Source organism: Microbispora sp. H10830, from assembly GCF_014161375.1.
GTDB lineage: Bacteria > Actinomycetota > Actinomycetes > Streptosporangiales > Streptosporangiaceae > Microbispora > Microbispora catharanthi.
In genome coordinates this window covers 117025-137246 of record NZ_JABBWX010000018.1, presented here as the reverse complement: position 1 = coordinate 137246, position 20222 = coordinate 117025, and the positions used below count along the sequence as shown (strand labels likewise).

Below are 20222 nucleotides of genomic sequence, written 5' to 3'. Positions count from 1 at the left end.
CCCGAGTCCATTAATTCGTAGGGTAGCCCACAGGAAGTTTGCGTCCAATGTGCGTCACCCGTGTGAACAACACGTCACGTGGTTTAGCGCCGTAACGTGACGGTGACGGAGAGCTTCCGTGAGGTGACGTGAGAGTGAGGGGAGCGGCGCGTCATGGCCAGGGGAACGATCCGCTACTGGGCGGCGGCCAAGGAGGCCGCCGGCGTGCCGGAGGCGCCGTTCGACGCCGAGACGCTGGGAGACCTGCTCGCGGGGATCTCGCGGAATCCGGCCGTCGAGCGCGTGCTGCGCCGGTGCTCCTTCCTCGTCGACGGCGCACCCGCGGGTACGCGCGATCCGGCGACGATCGACCTACCCGAAGGTGCCGTGGTCGAGGTTTTACCCCCCTTCGCCGGGGGATGAGCCGCAAGTGCCCCTCCCGTCAATCTTTGCCCCTCGCGTCGCCCAGAGCGGCACCTCGCTGCGTTGTCGTCGTCGCCCGTAGCCTCCGGCTACGAGCTCCTCCTCCGCCTTGCGATGCACCACTCTGGACACCGCTCGTTTCGGGCAAATCTTGCCGGTCAAGGCACTACTCTGATCACAAAGGCGCCTTCGGAGGGGTCGGATGCGCAAGTTGGTCGTGGCCGTGGCCCTGCTGGCCATCCTGCTCGTCGTGCTCGACCGGGTCGCCGTGGTCGGGGTGCAGCGTGAGATCGCCCGCCAGATCGAGGCCAAGTACGACCTGGCGGAGACCCCCTCGGTGCAGGTCAAGGGCATACCGTTCCTCACCCAGGCCATCTCGGGCCGATACGAGGAGATCAGCATCGGCATCGGGAAGGTGGAGCGGGAGGGCGTCCAGCTCGAACGCATCGACGCCACGCTGTACGGCGTCACCGCCCCGCTCGCCGACCTGATCCAGAACGCCGCGGCCACCGAGATCAGGGCCGACCGAGTGACCGGGACCGTGGTCATCTCCCGGCAGACCCTGTCGGCCCACGCGCCGCGCGGCATCAAGGTCGAGGGCGCCGGCGACGACAAGCTCCGCGTTTCGGGCAACGTGCCCGTGCTCGGGAACCAGGTGCCGGTCACCGCCGACATGAAGATCCAGGTGGTCCAGGGCGGGATACGGCTCACGCCCGCGAACGTGAAGATCGCCGGGGCCATCCCCGTGCCGAACCCGGAGCGGCTCATCTCGTTCACCGTGCCGGTGAAGAACCTGCCGCTCAACCTCAGGATCACCCGTGTGAAGTCGACGAGCGAAGGGCTCGCGGTCCAGGGCACCGCGTCCGATGTCCCCCTCCGATGAGGGCTCGCGTGACGATCGTCACACCGCCGAACCATCGCGCCCCGGCGTACGTGATGAGGGTGTGAGTCCAGCCGGAACCGCCGACGAGGAGCTCATACGCGCACTTTGGGAGGATCACGGAGGGCCGCTGTACGGCTACGTGCTGCGGTTGACCGGTGATCCGGGCAGGGCGGAGGACGTGGTGCAGGAGACGCTGCTTCGGGCCTGGCGGCATCCCTCCGGGCTCCAGGGACGCCCGGTTCGCGCGTGGCTGTTCACCGTCGCCCGCAATCTCGTCGTCGACCAGCACCGCGCCCGCAAGTCAAGGCCGCAGGAGACGGGGGACGAGGCGCTCGCCGTGCTGCCCGCCGACGACGAGCTGGAACGGGCCGTCGAGTCGTGGGGAGTGGCGGAGGCGCTGGCCTCCCTCAGGGCGGAGCACCGCGAGGTGCTCCTGGAGACGTACTACCGGGGGAGATCGGTGAAGGAGGCGTCGGAGATCCTCGGCATCCCGCAGGGAACGGTGAAGTCGCGGACCTACTACGCCCTCCGGGCGCTGAAGCTCGCCCTGGAGGAACGGGGGCTGGCACCATGACCTGCGAGGAGGTGCGGATCTCGCTCGGCGCGTACGTGCTGGGGGCGCTCGACGGCGAGGAGACCGCCGAGGTCGAGGCCCACCTGGAGACCTGCGCGGCCTGCCGGGCGGAGCTGTCCGAGCTGTCCGGGCTGCCGCCGCTGCTGGCGCGCGTGTCGGCCGAGGACATCGAGCGCGCCGCCGCTCCGCCGCGGGCCGTGCTCGACGGCGTCTTCGCGGATGTTCTCGCGAATGCGAATGCGAATGCGAAGGCGAACGCGGATACGGCCGCGGGTGCGGACGGGGCGGTCGCGCCCCCGGTCGTGGCGTCCGCCCGGCGTGGGCGCCGATCCCGCGTGCTGCTGGCGCTCGCCGCGTCCGTCGTCGTCGCGGCCGTGGGAGGCACGGCGTGGGTGTCGGTGGCGCAGAAGGGCTCGGAGAGCATGACAGTGGGGTCGGTCGCCGCGGCCCCGGACCAGGCGAGCCGCGCGGCCCAAGGTAAGGCGGCCCCACCCCAGGCCGCGCAGGATCAGCAGGGCCAGGCCGACGCGGCGGGCACGCAGGCGCCGCCGGAGCTGCTCGTCGCCCCGGCGTCGCCCGCGCCCTCGGCCGCGTCGTCAAAGGGGGCGGTGGCGAGAAAGGTCGAGCCGTCGCGCGCCGAAGCGACCGTCACCGCGTCGCCCGTGCCGTCGGAGGCGCGCGGGAGCAGCGGCGACGTACGCATCGTCGTACGGCTTGTGCCGCACGACGGCGGGACGCAGGTCGTGGCCAGGGTCGCGGGCGCCCCGGCGGGCACGGTCTGCACGTTGCGCGCGGTCGCCAAGGACGGCACGGTCTCGACCCTCGGCAGCTGGACCGTGGGCAGAGGCGAGTACCGCGGTCAGAAGATGGTCCTCGAAGGCTCGACGGCGCTGCGGCCCGGCCAGATCGACCGGATCGAGCTCGCCGACTCGGGCGGCCGCGTCCTGGTGACCGCCAGGCTGTGACCTCGCCGTGACCCGGCGGGGGAATCAGCCGCACCGGGCGTACGGTTGCAGACGGTGATGGCAGGGATCGCGACCCTCATGGCCACGCTCGTCCTGGGCGTGGTCCTCGGGCTGGTCCTGAGACGGCGCGACGGAAGGATGCGGGTCGTGGAACACGCCCCGGTGACGAGTGGTGATCTCGGCGCCGACCTCGGCGAGCGCGCCACGCTGGTGCAGTTCTCGACCGCGTTCTGCCAGCCCTGCCGGGCGACCCGCCGGATCCTGGGCGAGGTGGCCGGCATGGTGCCCGGCGTCCGGCACGTGGAGATCGACGCGGAGTCGCGCCTCGATCTGGTCAGGCGCTTCGACGTCCTGCGCACCCCGACCGTGCTCGTCCTCGACGGGGCGGGCAACGTGGTGAAGAGGGCGTCCGGCCAGCCGCGCAAGGCCGACGTCATCGTCGCGCTCGGCGCGGCCGTGGACGGCGCGTCTCACGGGCCGTCTCAGCCATCGGACAAGGTGTGACAGATGCCGAGACGGAAGGTACTGTCGTGGTCATGACTCCCACGACAGAGCTGCTCACGAAGCGGCGCGCGGTGGACTTCTGCCGCGTCGCGACCTCGCTCTGTCGCATGGCCTGAGGGTGATTCCTGCGGCTTCGCGCCGCGTTCCAAGAATCCTTCAGGAGCATCCCCACGATGCAGATCGACCCTCGTGGCCCGCGTTTCGGCGCGGCCGTGACCAGTGTGGTCCTCGCGGTCGTACTGGTCACGCAGAATCCCTGGTTGCTCGCCGCGCAGGCGATCGTCTTCGCGCTCGGCGCCGCTGACGCGTCGCCGTACGGGCTGGTCTTCCGCCGGTTCGTGCGGCCGCGGCTGGGGCCGCCGGCCGAGACGGAGGACGCGGCGCCGCCGCGGTTCGCGCAGGCCGTCGGGCTGGGGTTCGCGATGGTGGGGCTGATCGGATTCGCGGCGGGGATCACCGCACTGGCCTTGGGTGCGACAGCAGCGGCACTGCTGGCCGCCTTCCTCAACGCAGCGTTCGGCTTCTGCCTGGGCTGCGAAACGTACCTGCTCATACGCCGTCTACAACCTGGGAGAATCCAATGAGCCGCTCCGCCGTTCTGGTGGACGCCGACTGGGTCGAGGCCAACCTCGACACGCCAGGTGTCGTGCTCGTCGAGGTCGACGAGGACACCAGCGCCTACGACAAGGGTCACATTCGCGGTGCCGTGAAGATCGACTGGAGGACCGACCTGCAGGACCCGGTCCGCCGCGACTTCGTCGACAAGGCCGGCTTCGAGGCGCTGCTGTCGTCGCGCGGCATCGCCAACGACGACACCGTCGTCCTGTACGGCGGCAACAACAACTGGTTCGCCGCCTACGCCTACTGGTACTTCAAGGTCTACGGCCACGCGAACGTCAAGCTGCTCGACGGCGGGCGCAAGAAGTGGGAGCTGGAGTCCCGCGAGCTGGTGAAGGACGTCGTCGAGCGCCCGGCCACCCAGTACGCGGCCACGGAGCCCGACAACGACATCCGCGCCTTCCGTGACGACGTCGTCGCCGCGATCGGCAAGCAGAACCTGGTCGACGTCCGCTCGCCCGACGAGTTCACCGGCAAGCTGCTCGCCCCGGCCCACCTGCCGCAGGAGCAGGCGCAGCGTGGCGGCCACGTGCCCACCGCCCGCAACATCCCGTGGTCGAAGGCGGCCAACGACGACGGCACCTTCCGCTCCGACGACGAGCTCCGCGAGCTCTACTCGGGCGCCGGCGTGGACCTCTCCAAGGACACCATCGCCTACTGCCGCATCGGCGAGCGCTCCGCGCACACCTGGTTCGTGCTGCACGAGCTGCTCGACCAGCCCAACGTCAAGAACTACGACGGTTCGTGGACCGAGTACGGCTCGCTCGTGGGCGTGCCGATCGAGCTGGGGGAGGCCCGCTGATGACCACCACACAGGGTTGCGCTGCTCCTGAGCAGACCGTCGCGCTGCCGGCCGGCATCGACCTGTCCAACCAGGCCGTGATCCAGGGCGTCGTCACCGGCGCCGGCACGGCGTACGCCCGTCTGCTGGACCACAGCGGCGAGTTCACCGGCGAGGTCGTCGTCTCCGACGAGGGCGTCTTCCGCTTCTTCGCCGCGCCCGGCCAGTGGACCGTCCGCATCATCGCCGGCGGCGGCGTCACCAAGGACGTACCCGTCGAGGCCAAGCTCGGCGAGGTCGCCCAGCTCTCGGTCACCGTCTGATTCGCCTTCTCGCACCCGAGGGCCGGTGCCTCCCGTCAGGGAGAGCACCGGCCCTCGGTCTTTTCACAGGAGAACCTCGCCGAGCACAAAGACCTTGACACCTGCGGCGGGTGCCGCCTGCGCTGCCTACGTGAACGGTCGATTGCTCCCGTGCGGCCCTGGCTTCCCATATGCCGCCTAAGTCCTGGTCGACTGAACGACGTTACCGGCCTCATTCGCGACATCACCGGTTCTGGACACAGGAAAATGGTGAATTAAGGTCTTCCGTAAGATCGGTCATGATGACCGATTGGAATTCTAAGTTAGCGATTAGGGCGGACTTGTGTTATAGGACGAGATGATGTCCAATGTGGCGATGTTTCATGATCTGCAAATCTTGACATATTTGAGTTGTATGAGTCATGATCGACATGCAAGATCAGCCGAGTAGAGAGGGCGGATACGTGCGGAAATCCAAGAGGCTGGGATTGGCGGCGCTGGGGATAGTCGGTGCCGTAGCCCTGGGCGCCCAGCCGGCCCATGCTGATTACGCTACATACAACTCAAGCTTCTGGTCGTCTACGTGCAGTGGGGGTGTTTCGACCGCCGATGTGAGGGACTTCCGTTCCCTGCTGCAACAGGACCCTTGGCAACCTACTCACCAGTATGCCTCATATCCGGACAGCTTCCTCCGTGCCATGCTTAATGCCGGTTGTGAGGCCTGGGCCAACACGCGGCGTGTCGATCAGGCCATGGCTGCGGCATTCGGCCTCTGAGTTGCGCAATTAGTGGAAGGGTCGCCATAAATGTGGCGGCCTTTCCTCCTTTTGTGGTATCCGCCTGGCTCATGCCTCAGGCATGCGTAGGTCGGGCCGTAGTGACTTCCGATAGCATGCGGCAGGTGTCCGGAACGTCCGCACTTGCCGCCCCTCGCCAGGATGCCGCGCCGCGGCGGGCCTCCTGGGCGCTGTCGCCCTACGCGCTGCCGCTGAACGCTCTGCGGATCCTCGCGAAGTGCGCCCTGCCACTGATCCTCTGGTTCTCCGCCGGACGGCTCGTGCGCTGGGCGCTGCTCCTGCTGGCCGCGACCATCTCGCACGGCTCGTGGTATCAGGCCCGCCTCGTCGTGGTGATGTTCCTCTTCACGCTCGTCGTGATGACGTCGCTCGCCACGACCGTGGGCATGCTGTACGTCATCCGCGAGGCGCTTCTGGAGACTCAGGCCAGGCGCGCGGGCGGCGAGGCCAAGGAGAGCCTGCTGAACGCGCTCAACCGGACCGCGCTGGTCTTCGCCGGCATTTACACGACATGGGGCTTCGTCCTTGAGGACGTTCGGGGCTTCATGAACATGGATCTGCTCAGGGCGCCGACTCAGCTCTTCGACGACGCGGTGAAGGGCGAAAAGAGCGGGGTGATGCTAGGGCTCGTCAATCTCGATTCGAAGGTCTCCCTGGTGACGATGGCCGTCGCCTACCTGCTCAAGTTGTACTTCGGCCGCCGCCATGAGGCCGGCAACGGACGCTTCTCCGGGATCATGGCGACATTCGCCGAGCTCGCGTTCGCGTTCTATGGACTCAACGCTCTGGCGGCCGCCGTGGGGGCGCGCTCCGACTGGATCGGCGGGCGGACCGCGGTCGCCGCCTGGCACGACTTCGCGGCTAATGCGGAAGCGAGAGTTCCGGGTTGGCAGGAGTTCTGGGGGTGGGTCGGCGATATCTGGCCGTACGTGATCGACGCGCTCGCCGTCCCGCTGGCCTGGCTGACCGTCGGCATCCTCGTCTACGGCGCGTACGCGGAGGACACCCAGACCACTATCAGGGGCACCCGGCTGGAACAGGCGGCGGTCCACCTGGAGCGCACGCATGACTGGACGCGGCGGGCACTGGCCAAGCTCAGCGCCGGCTGGACCGCCCGGTGGATACCCCTGCTCAACTCCCTGCGCCTGACAGTGCGCGGCGGCGCCCCGCTGTTCGGGCTGTTCGCCCTGTGCTACGTCGGCCTCCACATCGGCGGCGACTACCTGGGCAGGGCGGGAGACTACCTGTTGGCGAGCGACACGCCGTACTTCTGGTTGGTGACGACCGAGCCGGTCGGCTACGTGAAGGACCTCGTCGTCACAGTGGTGACCATGTGCCTGGTCGCCGCCACCTTCGATCTGGCGGCGACCCGTTCCCGGTTGCAGGGCCGGATGCCCCTCAACGGCGAAACCTCAGAACCTGATCGTCCTTCTCCGTCGAGTTGACGGCGTCCTTCATGAAGTCCTCGGCTGACTGGCCGGGCACGTCCCGGTAACTGCTCGGCCGCAGGACGACCTCGACTTCGTCGGCCACGGAACGCGGGACCACGCCCATCAGCTCCAGCCGGTACGGCGTGCCGACCTTGTTCTCCTTTACGTCGGGGGGCGTCTCGTCGTTGACCTTCTCCACCTGCCACGTGCGCCCGGCTCGGTCGGTGAACTTGACCTCCGCCGGCGCTCCATGACGAATGGCGCCCTCGGCGTCGAGCGCGGTCCTGGTCGCCAGCACCTTCAACCACTGGCGGTCGGATCGCTCCGGCTTGCCAGTGGGGTCGTTGACCTTCTCTACGCTCACGCGCCACGACACGTGCTGCCATACGCCCGCCTGTCCCGCCGAGACGACGTGGACGACGTCATGCGGCTGCAACATGTCGTAGGCGCGATAGCCGAACCAGGAGGGGACGGCGACGACGAGCACGACGGAGAGCACGGTTCCCCCGACAAGGAGGCCGGTTCGCCTGGCCCGTATGGGCGGCTTAGCGGCGGGCTCGCTGGAAGGCTCAGCGGAAGGGGGAGCGACCGGCGGGGGCGCCGTAGGAGGCGGCGGAGGTTTCCGGTTCGTCCGGAGGGCGGGGAAGGGCTGTGTCGATATCTCCTCCCCCTCGGGCTCCAGGGGAGGCCACACTCGCAAATCCGTCGGCGGCTTCAGGGTGCCGGGGATGGGCACGGCGGGCGGCGCCGTCGGCATGGGCCGGGGCAGTGGGCCGCTGTAGGTGATGTCAGAGGGCTGCTCGGCCGGGGGAGCGAACCAGTCCCGGGAGTCCGGGCCGTTCCTCGGGGGGATTCCGTCCATGGGCGTCTCGGTCATCCGCTCTTGCTCACCAGTGAGTGGTAGTCCTCCGCCTGCGAGATCAAGCGTGTGGCGGCGCTGCCGGACAGCCCGAGGTCGATCTCCGCCTCGGGGGAGAGGCTGTCCACGAGAGCCCCGCCCGTGTCCGGATTGAAGACCAGGCGGGCTCCCGGCACGGCATCCGTCGGCATCTCGTAGATGAGCACGCCACTCGACCAGAACCCCGGCTGCAGCCACTTGTTGTACAGCGTCAGGGAGTCGCTCACCTTGTCCGTCGGCCTGTACCGGCGGCCGTCCGCGGTCAGCAGCATCGGAGGCGCGAAGGGGCTCAGCCGTACCGGCTCGCGGGCGGTGGTGGCGGAGACGTCGATCAGGAGGAAGAGGTTGCTCGTCTCGACTTTGGTCACCTTGTTGGAGAAGTCGACCGTGTCCACGGCGTGGGCCGCACTCACCGAGTTGACCTTTACCGTGAAGCGGTTGGTCTCCACCGTCTCGCCCATCCCGCCCTTGTAAGTCAGGAACGAGGTGCGTTGTTCGTAGGACATCGTGAAGTTCTGCTGTGCGTAGACCGCCGCGGCCGCGAGCACGATCCCGGCCGCTCCGGTGGCGATCCGCCGCCCCACACCGCGCCGTGGCAGCTTCTTACGCGTCGCGCGCCCTGCGGTGCGGGTCGTCTCCCTCTGCGTAACCGCCATCAGCTGCTCTCCTTCCGAACGGGAAGGGTGATCTGCGCGGCGACATCGGGCACATACGGGCCGTCGTTGTCTTCGTACTCGCCGGCGAGCCACCAGTCATGGGTCTGGTCGCGCAGGCCGAGCTCCTCGTACACGAACGAGCCCACATCGAGGCTGATCTCCGGGGGCGCGGTCGCGGTGGGCTCGAGCTCGTACTTCACCACGACCGTGGTGGTGATTCCGGGATGCAGCTGGTGGCTCTCGACGCCGAGGCTGAGCACGGAGACCTGGGGGCCGTACTTGGTCTTGATCTCGGGACGGGTCCGCAGCAGGGAGCTGGCGAAGGACGTGCTCCGGTAGAAGCCCTTGCCCGGTTCGGGCATCACGCCGACCGAAGCGGTCTTCTCGCCCATGTTGGTGACCTTGAGGACGAGCTCCAGATAGCGCTTCGTGGTGTCGAAGTCGCCCTTCTCGGTGGTGTCGATCGCCTTGATGAACTGGGTGTGGAACTGCCCCTGGTCGATGGTGTCCCCGGGCGAGACCGTCGGCGGGGGCGCGTCCGGGGCGTCCTTGAGACCGCCGAAGGCGGCCGTGACGCCGATGACCACCACGGCCAGCGCGAGAGCGACCGGGACGAGGACCGGGCGTCGTCGACGGGCGCCATTGGGGGATGACGTCATGGCAAGCGATGGTAGTACGACCACAGTTGCCCCATTGGTCGCAATGGTTCGACCCCCCGCGCGGAAATGCGTCCGAATGGCGAGAAGCCCGCCCTGACAGGGCTTCCAGCTCCTACGCTGTGACCGAGGCGGACATGGAGGGCCTGTGGGCGACCCGCACCCCGAGCATGCCCAGTTGCAGGCGGATCGGATCTACCTGGGCTGGCAGTATGCGCTGCTGTACCCGGATCCCGGGCCGCCGCCCAAGCGACCGGCCAGGGAGGACGTCACCGAGCCTCCGGTGGACACCGAGTGGATCCACCGGGAGCGGCTCCAGAAGGATCTGCTCAACCGCCCCGTCAGGATCTTCCGTACGTTCATGGCCGTGGTGGCCGCGGGGATCCTCGTCCTCGGCGTGACCGGCCTGCTCACCTGGTCGTTCGTGATGCTGGGCCTGGTCGCCGCAGGCGGCGTGGCCGCCATCTGCACCTACGCCATCCGGCAGGGCGACCGTACGGTCAACGAGCGGCTCGACGAGCGCCGCCGCAAGGCGCTGCGGGAGCAGGAGCGCCGACAGCGGGAGATCGTCACGGCCCAGGAGGAACACGCCGCGAAATACCGCGACTGGGCCGAGAAGAAGAACCGCTTCGACAGGCAGATCACCTGGTATGCCGTGGCCGTGCCCGACGACATCGACCGGGTCGACGTGGCCGGGGGCACGCTGACCGGCTGGTCGGCGCTGGTCACGCTGATCGGCGCGACCCGGCTCTACAGCGGCGGCCACCTGACCGTGCTCGACCTGTCGGAGGGCGCGATCGCCAAGGACCTGATCGAGCTGGCGCGCAGGGGCGGGGACGACCCGCTCGTCTGGGTGCTCCCGGTGGACCTGCCCCGGCTCGACCTGGGCGCGACGCTCAAGCCCGAGGCGTTCGCCGACGTGCTCGCCCACGTGGTGAGCGTCAGCGAGGAGACAAGCAGGGACATCGGCTTCGACAACGCGATCCTGGAGCGCGTGCTCGAGGTCCTGGGCGAGAACGCGACGATCAGCCAGGTCACCGCCGCCCTGCGGGCGCTCGCACAGGTGGGCGACCCGCGCGACGACATGAAGGGCGGCCTGCTCACCGCGTCGCAGCTCGAACGCATCGGCACGCTGTTCGGCCGGGGCGTGGCCGACCGGGTGGTCATCGAGCGGGCCTGGGCGATGGAATCGCAGCTGCGCAAGCTGGAGACGCTGGGCTCGCAGGCCGTACAGCTGCCGCCCGCGCGGCTGCGGGTCGTCAGCATGGACCGGCAGGCGGGGGTCTTCGGCAACCGGGTGCTCGGGACCTACGTCGCGACCGCGCTCACGCACATCCTGCGCCAGTCGCCGGCCAGTGAGCGGCCCTGGTATCACACGATCATCGTGGCGGGCGCGGACAAGCTGCGCGGCGACGTGCTCGACCGGCTCATGGACGCCTGCGAGACCTCGCGCACCGGCCTCGTGCTGACCTATCGCAGCCTCACCCCGACCGTGCGGGAGCGGCTCGGCCGGGGACACGCGGCGGTCGCGTTCATGCGCCTGGGCAACGCCGAGGACGCCCGGGTGGCGAGCGAGCACGTCGGCACCGAGCACCGCCTGGAGCTCGCCCAGCTCACCGAGACGTTCAGCTCGGCGGTCAACGGCCCGAGCGGCTTCTACACCTCCACCGTCGGCGAGAGCCGTACGGAGGGGGAGGACATGAGCGAGGGCGACCTGCGGGAGGACATCACCGAGTCGACCGAGTGGGGACGGCGCGCGCCCACGGTCGCCGACGGCGTCCTGCAGCGGTCGCGGGAGTTCCTGGTCGAGCCGCACCAGCTCCAGCAGCTCCCCACGACCTCCGTGATCATCACCTACTCGACGGCGGAGGGCCGCCAGGTGCGCCTCGCGGACGCGAATCCGGCGATACTCACCTTCCCCAAGACGACGCTGGGAGAGTTCGAGGAGATCCGGAGGGCCGCCCTCGCGCCCCCGGAGCCCGAGCCGGAGCCGGAGCCGGAGGAGCCTGTGCTGCCCGATGTCCCCCCGAACCTCGGCCCGCCGCCGCCACGCCTCGACTGGCGCAAGCGGCCATGACCCCTCCCGAAACGTCGTACGCGCCCATGACACCGTCCGCTGTCGGTAAGGGCATCGTCAACCGGGGTGTGCGGGCGTGATCGTTGAAGGAGTCTCTCCCCTGTTCGTCGTCACCTGAGGGGTCTGATGCAGCCGTTTCCCCTGAGCGGGCCGTGGTACCGGATTCAGGCGATCACAGCCCCATCGCGTAGTTCGTCAGCGGAGTGGGACTTCGTCACGGTGCTCCCCGCGGTCCTGTCCGCCGCGCAGCGCAACCGGCCGTTCGTCATCGGCTGGCTGTCGCGGGGTTCCGGTGCGCCGCTGGAGCTCATCACCAACGCGGGACCGCTCACGCCGCCCAAGCCGCCCAAGCGGGCGGCGTCCACGCCGGAGCCGCCGGTCACCGGCCCGCAGCCGCTGCTGTTCCCCGGCGGCGCGCGCGGTGTGGAGATCGGCGACGAGTGGCTGGCCGACCTCGCCGACCTCGTCTGGACGCCGTGTCCGGGCCGTCAGGCTCCGCCGCTCTACGGCAGGCGCGAGCCGGAGCCCGACGAGCCCAAGCGGCCCACGCTGTTCGAGTCGACGCTGGTCACGCTCATGTCCCGGCCGTTCGCGTGGGTGGTGGTCGCCGAGCCGACCGACCTGCTCGACGCCGAGGTGGCCCACCTGCGCACCCAGCTCAACGTGCTGCGCCAGTACGGCGACGCCTCGGAGCGGTCGCGCTTCGACGCCGAGCGGGCCGAGCGCAGGATGCAGGAGCTGGACGCCTTCCGCGAGGCCGGGCTGTGGAACGTCCGGGTGCTCGCCGGCGCGGCCGGCCCCGACGAGCTGCGCCAGATCGCTCCGGTGCTGGTCGGCTCGGTGGAGATGAGCCACCACCCCTACCGGCTGCGTAGCGCGATGTCGCTGCCCGCCCTGACCGGCGACGGCACCTGCGAGTCGGTGTACGGCTTCAGCGAGGCGCTGACCGTCAACCTGCAGGATTCGGCCGACGGCGCGGCGGCGCCGTTCGCGGCGACGGCCGGGGCGCTCGCCGCGCTCGCCGGGCTGCCGCGCCGTGAGGTGCCGGGTGTCCGGGTGCTCGACGCGGGCTTCTTCGACGTGACGAGCGAGGCCGAGGTCGAGGGCTCGGCGGAGACCGTCGACCTCGGTGCGATCGTCGACGGGCAGGACCGCGCCGTCGGAACGTTCCGGGTGCCGCTGGCCACGCTGAACCGCCACGCCTTCGTCACCGGCGCCACCGGCTCGGGCAAGTCGCAGACCGTCCGTCACCTGCTTGAGCAGCTCACCAAGGCGGGCATCCCGTGGCTGGCGATCGAGCCGGCCAAGTCGGAGTACGCCGCGATGGCCGGCCGGGTCGAGCACCTGGCGCCGCTGACCGTCATCAACCCCTCGGCGCCCGACAACGTGCCGATCAGCGTCAACCCGCTCGCGCCCGAGCCCGGCTACCCCGTGCAGGCCCACATCGACATGGTCAGGGCGCTGTTCATGGCGGCGTTCGACGCCGAGGAGCCGTTCCCGCAGATCATGTCGCTGGCGTTGCAGCGCGTCTACGAGGCCAACGGCTGGGACGTGGTCACCGGGGGCGGTATCCCGGGGGCCGCCGTGCAGCCGGCCGTACCGACCCTGGAGCAGCTCCAGCAGCACGCGCTCGAGGTCATCCAGGAGATCGGGTACGGCAACGAGGTCCAGGCCGACGTCGAGGGCTTCATCAGCCTGCGCCTGCGCAGCCTTCGCGTGGGCAGCGCGGGCCGGTTCTTCGAGGGCGGCCACCCGGCCGACATCGGCGGCCTGCTCCAGCGCAACGTCGTGCTCGCGATCGAGGACGTGGCCAACGACGAGGACAAGGCGTTCCTCATGGGCACGCTCATCATCCGCATCGTCGAGCACCTGCGGATGCGCGCCCGCTCGGAACCGCGGGCCGAGGACGGCGTCGGCGGCCTGCGGCACGTCATCGTCATCGAGGAGGCCCACCGGCTGCTGCGCGACCGGGGCTCCCAGCGGGCATCCACGCACGCCGTCGAGCTGCTGGCCGGGATGCTCGCCGAGATCAGGGCGTACGGCGAGGGCATCATCGTGGCCGAACAGATCCCCACCAAGCTCGTCTCCGACGTGGTGAAGAACACCGCACTCAAGGTCGTGCACCGGCTCCCGGCCGAGGACGACCGCGCGCTCGTCGGCGCGGCCATGAACCTGAGCGAGGACCAGTCGCGCCAGGTGGTGTCCCTCCAGCCGGGCTTCGCCGCCGTGTTCGCCGACGGCATGGACCGCCCGCTGCGCGTCCGAGTGCCGCTGGGCGAGGACCGCGAGCGCGAGACGCTCGGGCCGGTGCCGCCGATCTGCGGGCGCCGCTCGGCCGCCTGCGGGCGCGAGTGCCGTACGGGGAAGGCGTGCACGCTGGTCGAGCTGCGCGAGGCCGACCTGCTCGCCGTGGCCCCGGAGTGGGCGTGGCTGCGGATCTGGACCGACACGGTCGTCCTGGCGTTCGTGACGAACCGGTCGCTGCCGGGTGTGCCGCGCGTGCTCGCCGACATCTGGGCGGAGCTGCCGGCCAAGCGGCGCGAGTGCCTGCTGGCCACGCTGGTCGAGCGGTCGGTCGCGCGCCGCGCGTGGTCGCTGCGGACGTGGTTCGACCCCGCGCTGCTCACGGAGAAGGCCGCCGAGGTCGCCGCCGGGCTGCTGGCGGCGGGCCAGGCGGACGGTGGGGAGAGCGAGCCGCCGATGCGGGCGGGCGAGCGGCCGGGCGCGGCCTGGGTGATCCCGCAGGTCCGCTGGCTGCACGAGGTGGACAGGCTGTTCCCGTTCGGGCATCCCGCGCCCAACCTGCGCAGCCCGGCCCCGGCGATGGAGTATCCGCTGTTCGGCACCGACCCCGCCGGCCGGCCGTACCCGCATCAGGGGGTCAACGGCGCCGAGCCGGCCGAGGGCGGGGTCGCGGTCGGCGTGCGCACCGAGCTGCTCGGCCACCGTGCCAAGGCGCTGCGCCACCACCCGCTGTCGATGGAGGTGGACCGCAACCGCGCCCTGGCGTGGCGGGTCATCCTGGGCGACGACGAGCACGAGGGCATCCAGCGCGACGTGACGACGGTCGCCATCGGAGTGGAGCCGCGCGAGCGGGTCAAATACGTGGCCCAGACGATGAGCGCGGGCTGGCTGGAGACCGTGCTGTCCTGGCCCCGCCGGTTCGTCCTGCCGTTCGACGGCGACACCCCCGCGGAGCTGTCCTTCGGATCGTGACCTCCGCGCGGCCGACTAGGATCGCGGCATGAGTCAGCTTCCGTTGCGGGCGCAGCTCGCCAGCGCCCTGGGCCGCACGGCCGCGACGCTGTCCAGGGCCACCGGGCGTGGCGACGGCTCGGTGATCGGCGGCAGGGTCGGCCTCATGCTGGAGCCCGACCTGCTGCGCAAGCTCGCGGCCGACCGCAAGCTCGTCCTGGTCAGCGCGACGAACGGCAAGACCACGACGACGCGTCTGATCACCTCGGCGCTGCAGGAATTCGGCGACGTGGCGACGAACGCCTTCGGCGCCAACATGCCCGCCGGGCATGTGTCGGCGCTCGCGTCCAACAAGGACGCGCCGTACGGCGTGCTGGAGGTCGACGAGAAGTACCTCCCCGAGGTCCTCGACACGACCAACGCCGGCATCGTCTGCCTCATGAACCTGAGCCGCGACCAGATGGACCGGGCGGCCGAGATCTGGCTGCTGGCCCAGAAGTGGCGCCGCGCCCTCGCCGGCAGGCCCGCGCACGTGATCGCCAACTGCGACGACCCGCTGGTCGCCTGGGGTGCGTCCACCGCCGCGCGGGTCACCTGGGTGGCGGCGGGGCAGCGCTGGCGGGAGGACTCCTGGTGCTGCCCCGAGTGCGGCGGCCCGCTCGACCGCGCCGGGTTCGGCAACGGCGGGCAGAGCCTCACCCCGATGCAGATCGCCGACACCAACTGGGCGTGCCGAGAGTGCACCTTCCACCGGCCCGAGCCCAGCTGGGTGCTCGACGGGGAGTACGTGACCGACCCCCGGGGTCAGCACTGGCGCCTGGACCTCCAGCTTCCCGGCCAGGCCAATCGCGCGAACGCCGCCGTGGCGCTGGCGGTCGCCGAGACCGTCGGCCTCGACCCCGCCCGGGCGCTGCCCAGGCTGCGTACGGTCGCCTCCGTCGCCGGGCGCTACACGACCGTCGAGCGGGACGGCCGGTCGCTGCGGCTGCTGCTGGCCAAGAACCCGGCGGGCTGGCTGGAGGCGTTCGACGTCGCCGACCCGGCGCTGCCGATCATCCTGTCGGTGAACGCGCAGGGGCCGGACGGCCGCGACACCTCTTGGCTGTGGGACGTCGACTACCGCATCCTGCGCGGCAGGCCCGTCCTGGTCACCGGTGAGCGCCGCCTCGACCTCGCGCTGCGGCTGGCCGTGGCGGGGGTGCCCTTCCAGCTCTGCGACTCGTTCGAGCAGGCGGTGGCCCTCCTCGCGCCCGGCAAGATCGACGTGATCGCCAACTACACCGCGTTCCAGCAGATCCGAGCGGAGTTCGGCCGTGCAGTCTGAATTGTCCATCGTCTGGATCTATCCCGACCTCCTCAGCACGTACGGGGACCAGGGCAACGTCCTGGTGCTGGAGCAGCGGGCCCAGGCCCGGGGCATCGCGACCAGGACCGTCCACGTACGGTCGTCCGACCCCGTGCCGCAGCAGGGCGACGTCTACCTGATCGGCGGCGGCGAGGACCGGCCGCAGATCCTCGGGGCCGAGCGGCTGCGCCGCGACGGCGGCCTGCACGCCGCGATCCAGCGCGGCGCGGCCATGCTGGCGGTCTGCGCCGGCTATCAGATCATGGGCACGGTGTTCGGCGGCGAGGAAGGGCAGCCGGTGCCCGGCATCGGGCTGCTGGACATCAGCTCGGGGCGGGGCGAGCGGCGCGCGGTCGGCGAGCTGGCCGCCGAGGTGGACCCCGCGCTGGGGCTGCCCACGCTGACGGGCTTCGAGAACCACATGGGCGTGACCAGGCTCGGCCCCGGCGTGCGCCCGCTGTCGCGGACCCTCGTCGGCACCGGCAACGGCGACGGCACGGAGGGCTGCTACGCGGGCCGTGTCATCGGCACCTACCTGCACGGGCCGGCGCTCGCCCGCAACCCCGCGCTCGCCGACCTGCTGCTGAGCTGGGTGACCGGACCGCTGCCCCCGATCGACGACAGCTGGTATCAGGCGCTGCGCGACGAACGGCTGCGCGCGGTGCTGCCGAGCTGATTGCTCAGTAGATGCTGGCCGGTCAGCAGATGCTGGCCGGTCAGTAGATCAACGCCTGCACACCCTCGCCCAGGACCTCCTCGACGAACGTGGAGGCCCCGGCGATGCGCACGCCGTCGATTACGTCGTCCACGGTGATGCCCCGGCGGGCGGCGCACTGGGTGCACAGTGTGACCCTGCCCGCGGCGAGTACGGCGTCGAGCAGGTCCTCCAGCGGGGCGGCCTCGGCCAGGGCGAACTCCTTGGCCCGTCCCGGCAGCGCGAACCACGAGGACTCGCCGGTCAGCCACAGCGAGACCGGGACACCGCTCGCCAGCGCGGCCGCCGCTACCGTGAACGCCTGGTTGCAACGCTCCGGGGCGTCCGCCCCGGCCGTGACCTTGATGACCAGTGATCGTGCCATGCTGCGAGCCTAGTCCGCCGGGATCGCCGGCGCGCCTCCGCATGCCGTACAAGTTGGGCAATCGGCGCATGCCGCGCGTGGTGCGAGGGGCCGCTCGCGCGCCTCTAAGCTCGTCTCCATGGACGTACATCCCGACCTCGAGCCGATCGCCTTCCTCCTGGGCCGCTGGGAGGGGGCCGGGGTGATCGGCTATCCCACCATGGAGAGCGCCAACTTCGGCCAGGAGATCGTCTTCGGGCACAACGGGAAGCCGTTCCTGACCTATCAGAGCCGCACGTGGCTGCTCGACGCCGAGGGCAACAAGGTCCGGCCGCTGTCCACCGAGACGGGGTTCTGGCGGATCCAGCCCGAGCGCCAGATCGAGGTGTGCCTCGCGCACCCGACCGGCATCGTGGAGATCTACGTGGGGGAGGTCGTCTTCCACAAGATCGAGCTGCGTACGGACGTGGTCGCGCGAACCACGACGGCCAAGGATTACAACGCGGGCCACCGGCTCTACGGCCTGGTCAACGGCAACCTCATGTACGCCTACGACATGGCGGCGATGGGGCACCCGCTGCAGTCGCACGCCTCGGCGGAGCTCAAGCGGGCCGGCGACTTCGACGAGTAGAAGAAAAGAAAGAACCCCGGGCGCGCTCCGCCTCCTGAAGAGGCGGGCCGGCTGGACCATGGCCGGGACGAGGTCGTCCGCGGCCGCCGGCCGCCCGGGGTTCCGGTGTCTGTCGAGGATTCGCCAGGACGTCGTACGACATCCAGACGGAAGGTCCAGATGGACGCGTCCTAGCGGACAGCCACCTCGCTAGCCCAAGAATGATCAACCATTATTCGGACCACCTCCCTTCTGCGTGCCTTCACGCTATGCGAGCGCCCCACGCGCGGGCAAACGATTAATGCGATGAACTTCGAGCCTCTCCCGCGACAGCCGGGGAGACGCCCCCGGGGACGACTTACACTCTGGGGCATGGCCGAGACTTGGCACGAGGAGCTGCGGGCCCGCGGCTACCGGATCACCCCCCAGCGCCAGCTCGTGCTGGAAGCGGTCACCGAGCTGGGGCACGCCACGCCCGAGGACATCTGCTCCCGAGTGCAGCAGACGGCCAGGGGCGTCAACATCTCGACCGTCTACCGGACCCTTGAGCTCCTGGAGGAGCTCGGGCTGGTCACCCACACCCATCTCGGCCACGGCGCTCCCACCTATCACCTCGCCTCCGAGGCCGACCACGTCCACCTCGTCTGCCGGGGGTGCGGTGAGGTCACCGAGGTGCCCCCGGAGATGGTGGACGGCCTCGTCTCGGCCCTCGACGCCGAACTGGGCTTCGCCACCGACGTCCGCCATCTCACCGTCTTCGGTCATTGCCGCAAATGCCGTCTTTGACTATCGTGGGGCGTTTTGGGGGACGTGCCCCGGGGCCGGTAGCGTGACGAGTGGCGCACTACGCCGATTCGTCAGGAGATGAGGGTGACCGTTCCCGCGGAGGCCGCCAGGCGGCGCATAGTTGAGCTTTTCCTGTCCAGCGAGGAGCGGCTGCTCCAGCGGTGGACCCAGTTGTCCGGAGCGTCTCCCGACGAACTCCGTGACCTCTATCACGCGTTGCGCACCGCGCTCAGCAGCGAGGACGGAGACTTCGCCGACGTACGCGGGCTGCTCGCCGAGCTCTCCCGCGCCCGCGTCCGGCAGGGGCACACGCCCTCCGACACCGCGCGGCTCGTGTTCTCGCTCAAGGAGGCGTTGTACGAGGTGGCCGAGACCGACGGCGGCCCGGACGCGTTGCGCGGGTTCGTATGGTTCTCCCGGCTCGTCGACGACCTCGGCCTGTACACCTTCGAGAGCTACACCGCCGCTCGCGAGAAGATCATCTTTGACCAGGCCGAGCAGCTGCTCGAGTTGTCGACGCCGGTGGTGAAGCTGTGGGAGGGCATCGTCGCCGTGCCGCTCGTCGGCACGCTCGACTCGGCCCGCACCCAGGTCGTCATGGAGAAGCTGCTCCAGACCCTGGTCGACACGGGCTCGGAGCACGCGGTCATCGACATCACCGGTGTGCCCGCCGTCGACACGCAGGTCGCCCAGCACCTGCTCAAGACCGTCGTCGCCGCCCGCCTGATGGGTGCGGAGTGCGTCATCTCCGGCATCCGCCCGCAGATCGCGCACACGATCGTCACGCTGGGCATCGAGTTCGGCGACATCGTCACCAAGGCCTCGCTGGCCGACGCTCTCGCGTACGCCCTCGGGCGGAGCGGCGTGGAGATCACCGGCGGCGCGCGGGCGCGGGTCGCGGTCAGGGCGGAGCGGGCCTGATGGAACGTGTGCCGATTCTCAAGCTCGGCGACATCCTGATCGTCTCGATCCAGATCGACCTGGACGACCAGAGCGTGCTGGCCCTGCAGGAGGACCTGGCAGACATGGTGGTCTCCTCGGGTGCGCGAGGGGTCATCATCGACATCACGGCCGTCGAGATCGTCGACTCGTTCATCGGCCGCATGTTCTCCACGATCGCCGCGATGACCCGCATGCTCGACGCGGAGACCGTGGTGGTCGGCATGCGTCCCGCGGTGGCGATCACACTGGTCGAGCTGGGCCTGTCGCTCGGCGGCGTGCGCACGGCTCTCAATCTGGAGAAGGGCGTCGCGATGCTGGAGCATGTCAGGGGCGCCGCGGGGTGAGCGCGCCCCGGGAGCTGCCCATCGCCACCAACGGTGACGTCGTAGTCGTACGTCAGCAGGTCAGAAGCCTCGCGGCCGAGATAGGGCTCTCCCTGGTCGACCAGACGAAGATCGTGACCGCCGCCAGCGAACTCGCCAGGAACGCCCTCGTGCACGCCGGGGGAGGCCGGGTGCTGATCGAGGTGCTGGAGGGCGGGCGGCGGCCGGGCCTGCGGCTCGTCTTCAGCGACGAGGGGCCGGGCATCCCGGACATCGAGCAGGCGCTGACCGAGGGCTGGAGCACCGGCGGGGGGCTGGGACTCGGGTTGAGCGGATCGCGGCGGCTCGTGGACGAGTTCGACCTCGTCTCCGCTCCCGGCGAGGGCACCCGCGTGACGGTGACCAAGTGGGCCCGGTGAC

Annotated in this window: 22 protein-coding genes; 18 read left to right on the top strand and 4 right to left on the bottom strand. The window is 70.0% G+C overall.

Annotation, left to right across the window (positions count from 1 at the left end; genetic code table 11):
- The first annotated feature begins 153 nt into the window (after positions 1 to 153).
- From HHX35_RS35340 to HHX35_RS35300, 9 genes are all read left to right on the top strand, one after another.
- A complete protein-coding gene (locus HHX35_RS35340) occupies positions 154 to 402 on the top strand; it encodes a MoaD/ThiS family protein (protein WP_182902973.1) in 249 nt (82 codons plus the stop codon).
- A 202-nt stretch (positions 403 to 604) separates the two neighbouring features.
- Complete coding sequence (locus tag HHX35_RS35335; protein ID WP_182902972.1) at positions 605 to 1285, top strand: DUF2993 domain-containing protein; 681 nt, start codon at positions 605 to 607, stop codon at positions 1283 to 1285.
- Positions 1286 to 1346: 61 nt separating this feature from the next.
- Positions 1347 to 1859, top strand: a complete 513-nt coding sequence (locus HHX35_RS35330; protein WP_285785412.1) for a sigma-70 family RNA polymerase sigma factor — start codon at positions 1347 to 1349, stop codon at positions 1857 to 1859.
- Positions 1856 to 2824: an anti-sigma factor gene (locus tag HHX35_RS35325; protein ID WP_182902970.1), complete on the top strand. Its 969-nt coding sequence runs from the start codon at positions 1856 to 1858 to the stop codon at positions 2822 to 2824. The genes HHX35_RS35330 and HHX35_RS35325 overlap by 4 nt, the downstream gene beginning before the upstream one ends.
- A 138-nt stretch (positions 2825 to 2962) precedes the next feature.
- Positions 2963 to 3328, top strand: coding sequence for a thioredoxin family protein (locus tag HHX35_RS35320; protein ID WP_205826427.1), 366 nt, complete (start codon positions 2963 to 2965; stop codon positions 3326 to 3328).
- Between the two features lie 173 nt (positions 3329 to 3501).
- On the top strand, positions 3502 to 3912 hold the full coding sequence (locus HHX35_RS35315; protein ID WP_139580710.1) for a DUF4395 domain-containing protein: 411 nt from the start codon (positions 3502 to 3504) through the stop codon (positions 3910 to 3912).
- The gene (locus HHX35_RS35310; protein WP_182902969.1) at positions 3909 to 4748 is read left to right on the top strand and encodes a sulfurtransferase; all 840 of its coding nucleotides are present in this window, start codon (positions 3909 to 3911) and stop codon (positions 4746 to 4748) included. Before HHX35_RS35315 ends, HHX35_RS35310 begins: the two co-directional genes overlap by 4 nt.
- Positions 4748 to 5050: a DUF1416 domain-containing protein gene (locus HHX35_RS35305; protein WP_139580708.1), complete on the top strand. Its 303-nt coding sequence runs from the start codon at positions 4748 to 4750 to the stop codon at positions 5048 to 5050. The genes HHX35_RS35310 and HHX35_RS35305 overlap by 1 nt, the downstream gene beginning before the upstream one ends.
- An 880-nt stretch (positions 5051 to 5930) precedes the next feature.
- A complete protein-coding gene (locus HHX35_RS35300) occupies positions 5931 to 7271 on the top strand; it encodes a hypothetical protein (RefSeq protein ID WP_182902968.1) in 1341 nt (446 codons plus the stop codon).
- Here HHX35_RS35300 and HHX35_RS35295 read toward each other — a convergent pair.
- From HHX35_RS35295 to HHX35_RS35285, 3 genes are all read right to left on the bottom strand, one after another.
- Positions 7225 to 7743: a hypothetical protein gene (locus HHX35_RS35295; RefSeq protein ID WP_182902967.1), complete on the bottom strand. Its 519-nt coding sequence runs from the start codon at positions 7741 to 7743 to the stop codon at positions 7225 to 7227. The two genes, HHX35_RS35300 and HHX35_RS35295, sit on opposite strands and share 47 nt — an antisense overlap.
- 386 nt (positions 7744 to 8129) lie before the next feature.
- The gene (locus HHX35_RS35290) at positions 8130 to 8810 is read right to left on the bottom strand and encodes a DUF4352 domain-containing protein (RefSeq protein ID WP_182902966.1); all 681 of its coding nucleotides are present in this window, start codon (positions 8808 to 8810) and stop codon (positions 8130 to 8132) included.
- Positions 8810 to 9469 (bottom strand): hypothetical protein, encoded by a 660-nt coding sequence (locus HHX35_RS35285; protein ID WP_182902965.1) that lies wholly within the window; start codon positions 9467 to 9469, stop codon positions 8810 to 8812. The genes HHX35_RS35290 and HHX35_RS35285 overlap by 1 nt, the downstream gene beginning before the upstream one ends.
- A gap of 145 nt (positions 9470 to 9614) precedes the next feature.
- On the opposite strand from HHX35_RS35285, the gene HHX35_RS35280 reads away from it, so the two are divergent.
- From HHX35_RS35280 to HHX35_RS35265, 4 genes are all read left to right on the top strand, one after another.
- Positions 9615 to 11543, top strand: coding sequence for a hypothetical protein (locus HHX35_RS35280; protein ID WP_182902964.1), 1929 nt, complete (start codon positions 9615 to 9617; stop codon positions 11541 to 11543).
- Positions 11544 to 11762: 219 nt separating this feature from the next.
- Positions 11763 to 14759, top strand: a complete 2997-nt coding sequence (locus tag HHX35_RS35275) for an ATP-binding protein (RefSeq protein ID WP_310739518.1) — start codon at positions 11763 to 11765, stop codon at positions 14757 to 14759.
- Between the two features lie 28 nt (positions 14760 to 14787).
- Positions 14788 to 16062, top strand: coding sequence for a MurT ligase domain-containing protein (locus HHX35_RS35270; RefSeq protein WP_182902962.1), 1275 nt, complete (start codon positions 14788 to 14790; stop codon positions 16060 to 16062).
- Positions 16052 to 16759, top strand: coding sequence for a type 1 glutamine amidotransferase (locus tag HHX35_RS35265; protein ID WP_139580699.1), 708 nt, complete (start codon positions 16052 to 16054; stop codon positions 16757 to 16759). The genes HHX35_RS35270 and HHX35_RS35265 overlap by 11 nt, the downstream gene beginning before the upstream one ends.
- 40 nt (positions 16760 to 16799) lie before the next feature.
- On the opposite strand, the gene HHX35_RS35260 is transcribed toward HHX35_RS35265, so the two are convergent.
- A complete protein-coding gene (locus HHX35_RS35260; RefSeq protein ID WP_182902961.1) occupies positions 16800 to 17162 on the bottom strand; it encodes a DsrE family protein in 363 nt (120 codons plus the stop codon).
- 118 nt (positions 17163 to 17280) lie between these two features.
- On the opposite strand from HHX35_RS35260, the gene HHX35_RS35255 reads away from it, so the two are divergent.
- The 5 genes from HHX35_RS35255 (at position 17281) to HHX35_RS35235 (ending at position 20221) form a co-directional block, all read left to right on the top strand.
- Positions 17281 to 17772: an FABP family protein gene (locus tag HHX35_RS35255; RefSeq protein ID WP_182902960.1), complete on the top strand. Its 492-nt coding sequence runs from the start codon at positions 17281 to 17283 to the stop codon at positions 17770 to 17772.
- Between the two features lie 351 nt (positions 17773 to 18123).
- A complete protein-coding gene (locus HHX35_RS35250; RefSeq protein WP_139580696.1) occupies positions 18124 to 18537 on the top strand; it encodes a Fur family transcriptional regulator in 414 nt (137 codons plus the stop codon).
- Positions 18538 to 18621: 84 nt separating this feature from the next.
- Positions 18622 to 19458, top strand: a complete 837-nt coding sequence (locus tag HHX35_RS35245; RefSeq protein WP_310739517.1) for an STAS domain-containing protein — start codon at positions 18622 to 18624, stop codon at positions 19456 to 19458.
- Positions 19458 to 19823 (top strand): STAS domain-containing protein, encoded by a 366-nt coding sequence (locus HHX35_RS35240; RefSeq protein WP_179155589.1) that lies wholly within the window; start codon positions 19458 to 19460, stop codon positions 19821 to 19823. The genes HHX35_RS35245 and HHX35_RS35240 overlap by 1 nt, the downstream gene beginning before the upstream one ends.
- A complete protein-coding gene (locus tag HHX35_RS35235; protein WP_182902958.1) occupies positions 19820 to 20221 on the top strand; it encodes an anti-sigma regulatory factor in 402 nt (133 codons plus the stop codon). The genes HHX35_RS35240 and HHX35_RS35235 overlap by 4 nt, the downstream gene beginning before the upstream one ends.
- Position 20222 lies beyond the last annotated feature (1 nt).

Bases quoted from the DNA above. Each gene is read 5' to 3' on its own strand.
- HHX35_RS35250 (WP_139580696.1), top strand. From the start codon at position 18,124: ATGGCCGAGACTTGGCACGAGGAGCTGCGGGCCCGCGGCTACCGGATC.
- HHX35_RS35320 (WP_205826427.1), top strand. From the start codon at position 2,963: ATGCGGGTCGTGGAACACGCCCCGGTGACGAGTGGTGATCTCGGCGCC.
- HHX35_RS35255 (WP_182902960.1), top strand. From the start codon at position 17,281: ATGGACGTACATCCCGACCTCGAGCCGATCGCCTTCCTCCTGGGCCGC.
- HHX35_RS35310 (WP_182902969.1), top strand. From the start codon at position 3,909: ATGAGCCGCTCCGCCGTTCTGGTGGACGCCGACTGGGTCGAGGCCAAC.
- HHX35_RS35315 (WP_139580710.1), top strand. From the start codon at position 3,502: ATGCAGATCGACCCTCGTGGCCCGCGTTTCGGCGCGGCCGTGACCAGT.
- HHX35_RS35340 (WP_182902973.1), top strand. From the start codon at position 154: ATGGCCAGGGGAACGATCCGCTACTGGGCGGCGGCCAAGGAGGCCGCC.
- HHX35_RS35325 (WP_182902970.1), top strand. From the start codon at position 1,856: ATGACCTGCGAGGAGGTGCGGATCTCGCTCGGCGCGTACGTGCTGGGG.
- HHX35_RS35285 (WP_182902965.1), bottom strand. From the start codon at position 9,469: ATGACGTCATCCCCCAATGGCGCCCGTCGACGACGCCCGGTCCTCGTC.
- HHX35_RS35335 (WP_182902972.1), top strand. From the start codon at position 605: ATGCGCAAGTTGGTCGTGGCCGTGGCCCTGCTGGCCATCCTGCTCGTC.
- HHX35_RS35260 (WP_182902961.1), bottom strand. From the start codon at position 17,162: ATGGCACGATCACTGGTCATCAAGGTCACGGCCGGGGCGGACGCCCCG.
- HHX35_RS35290 (WP_182902966.1), bottom strand. From the start codon at position 8,810: ATGGCGGTTACGCAGAGGGAGACGACCCGCACCGCAGGGCGCGCGACG.
- HHX35_RS35305 (WP_139580708.1), top strand. From the start codon at position 4,748: ATGACCACCACACAGGGTTGCGCTGCTCCTGAGCAGACCGTCGCGCTG.
- HHX35_RS35270 (WP_182902962.1), top strand. From the start codon at position 14,788: ATGAGTCAGCTTCCGTTGCGGGCGCAGCTCGCCAGCGCCCTGGGCCGC.
- HHX35_RS35240 (WP_179155589.1), top strand. From the start codon at position 19,458: ATGGAACGTGTGCCGATTCTCAAGCTCGGCGACATCCTGATCGTCTCG.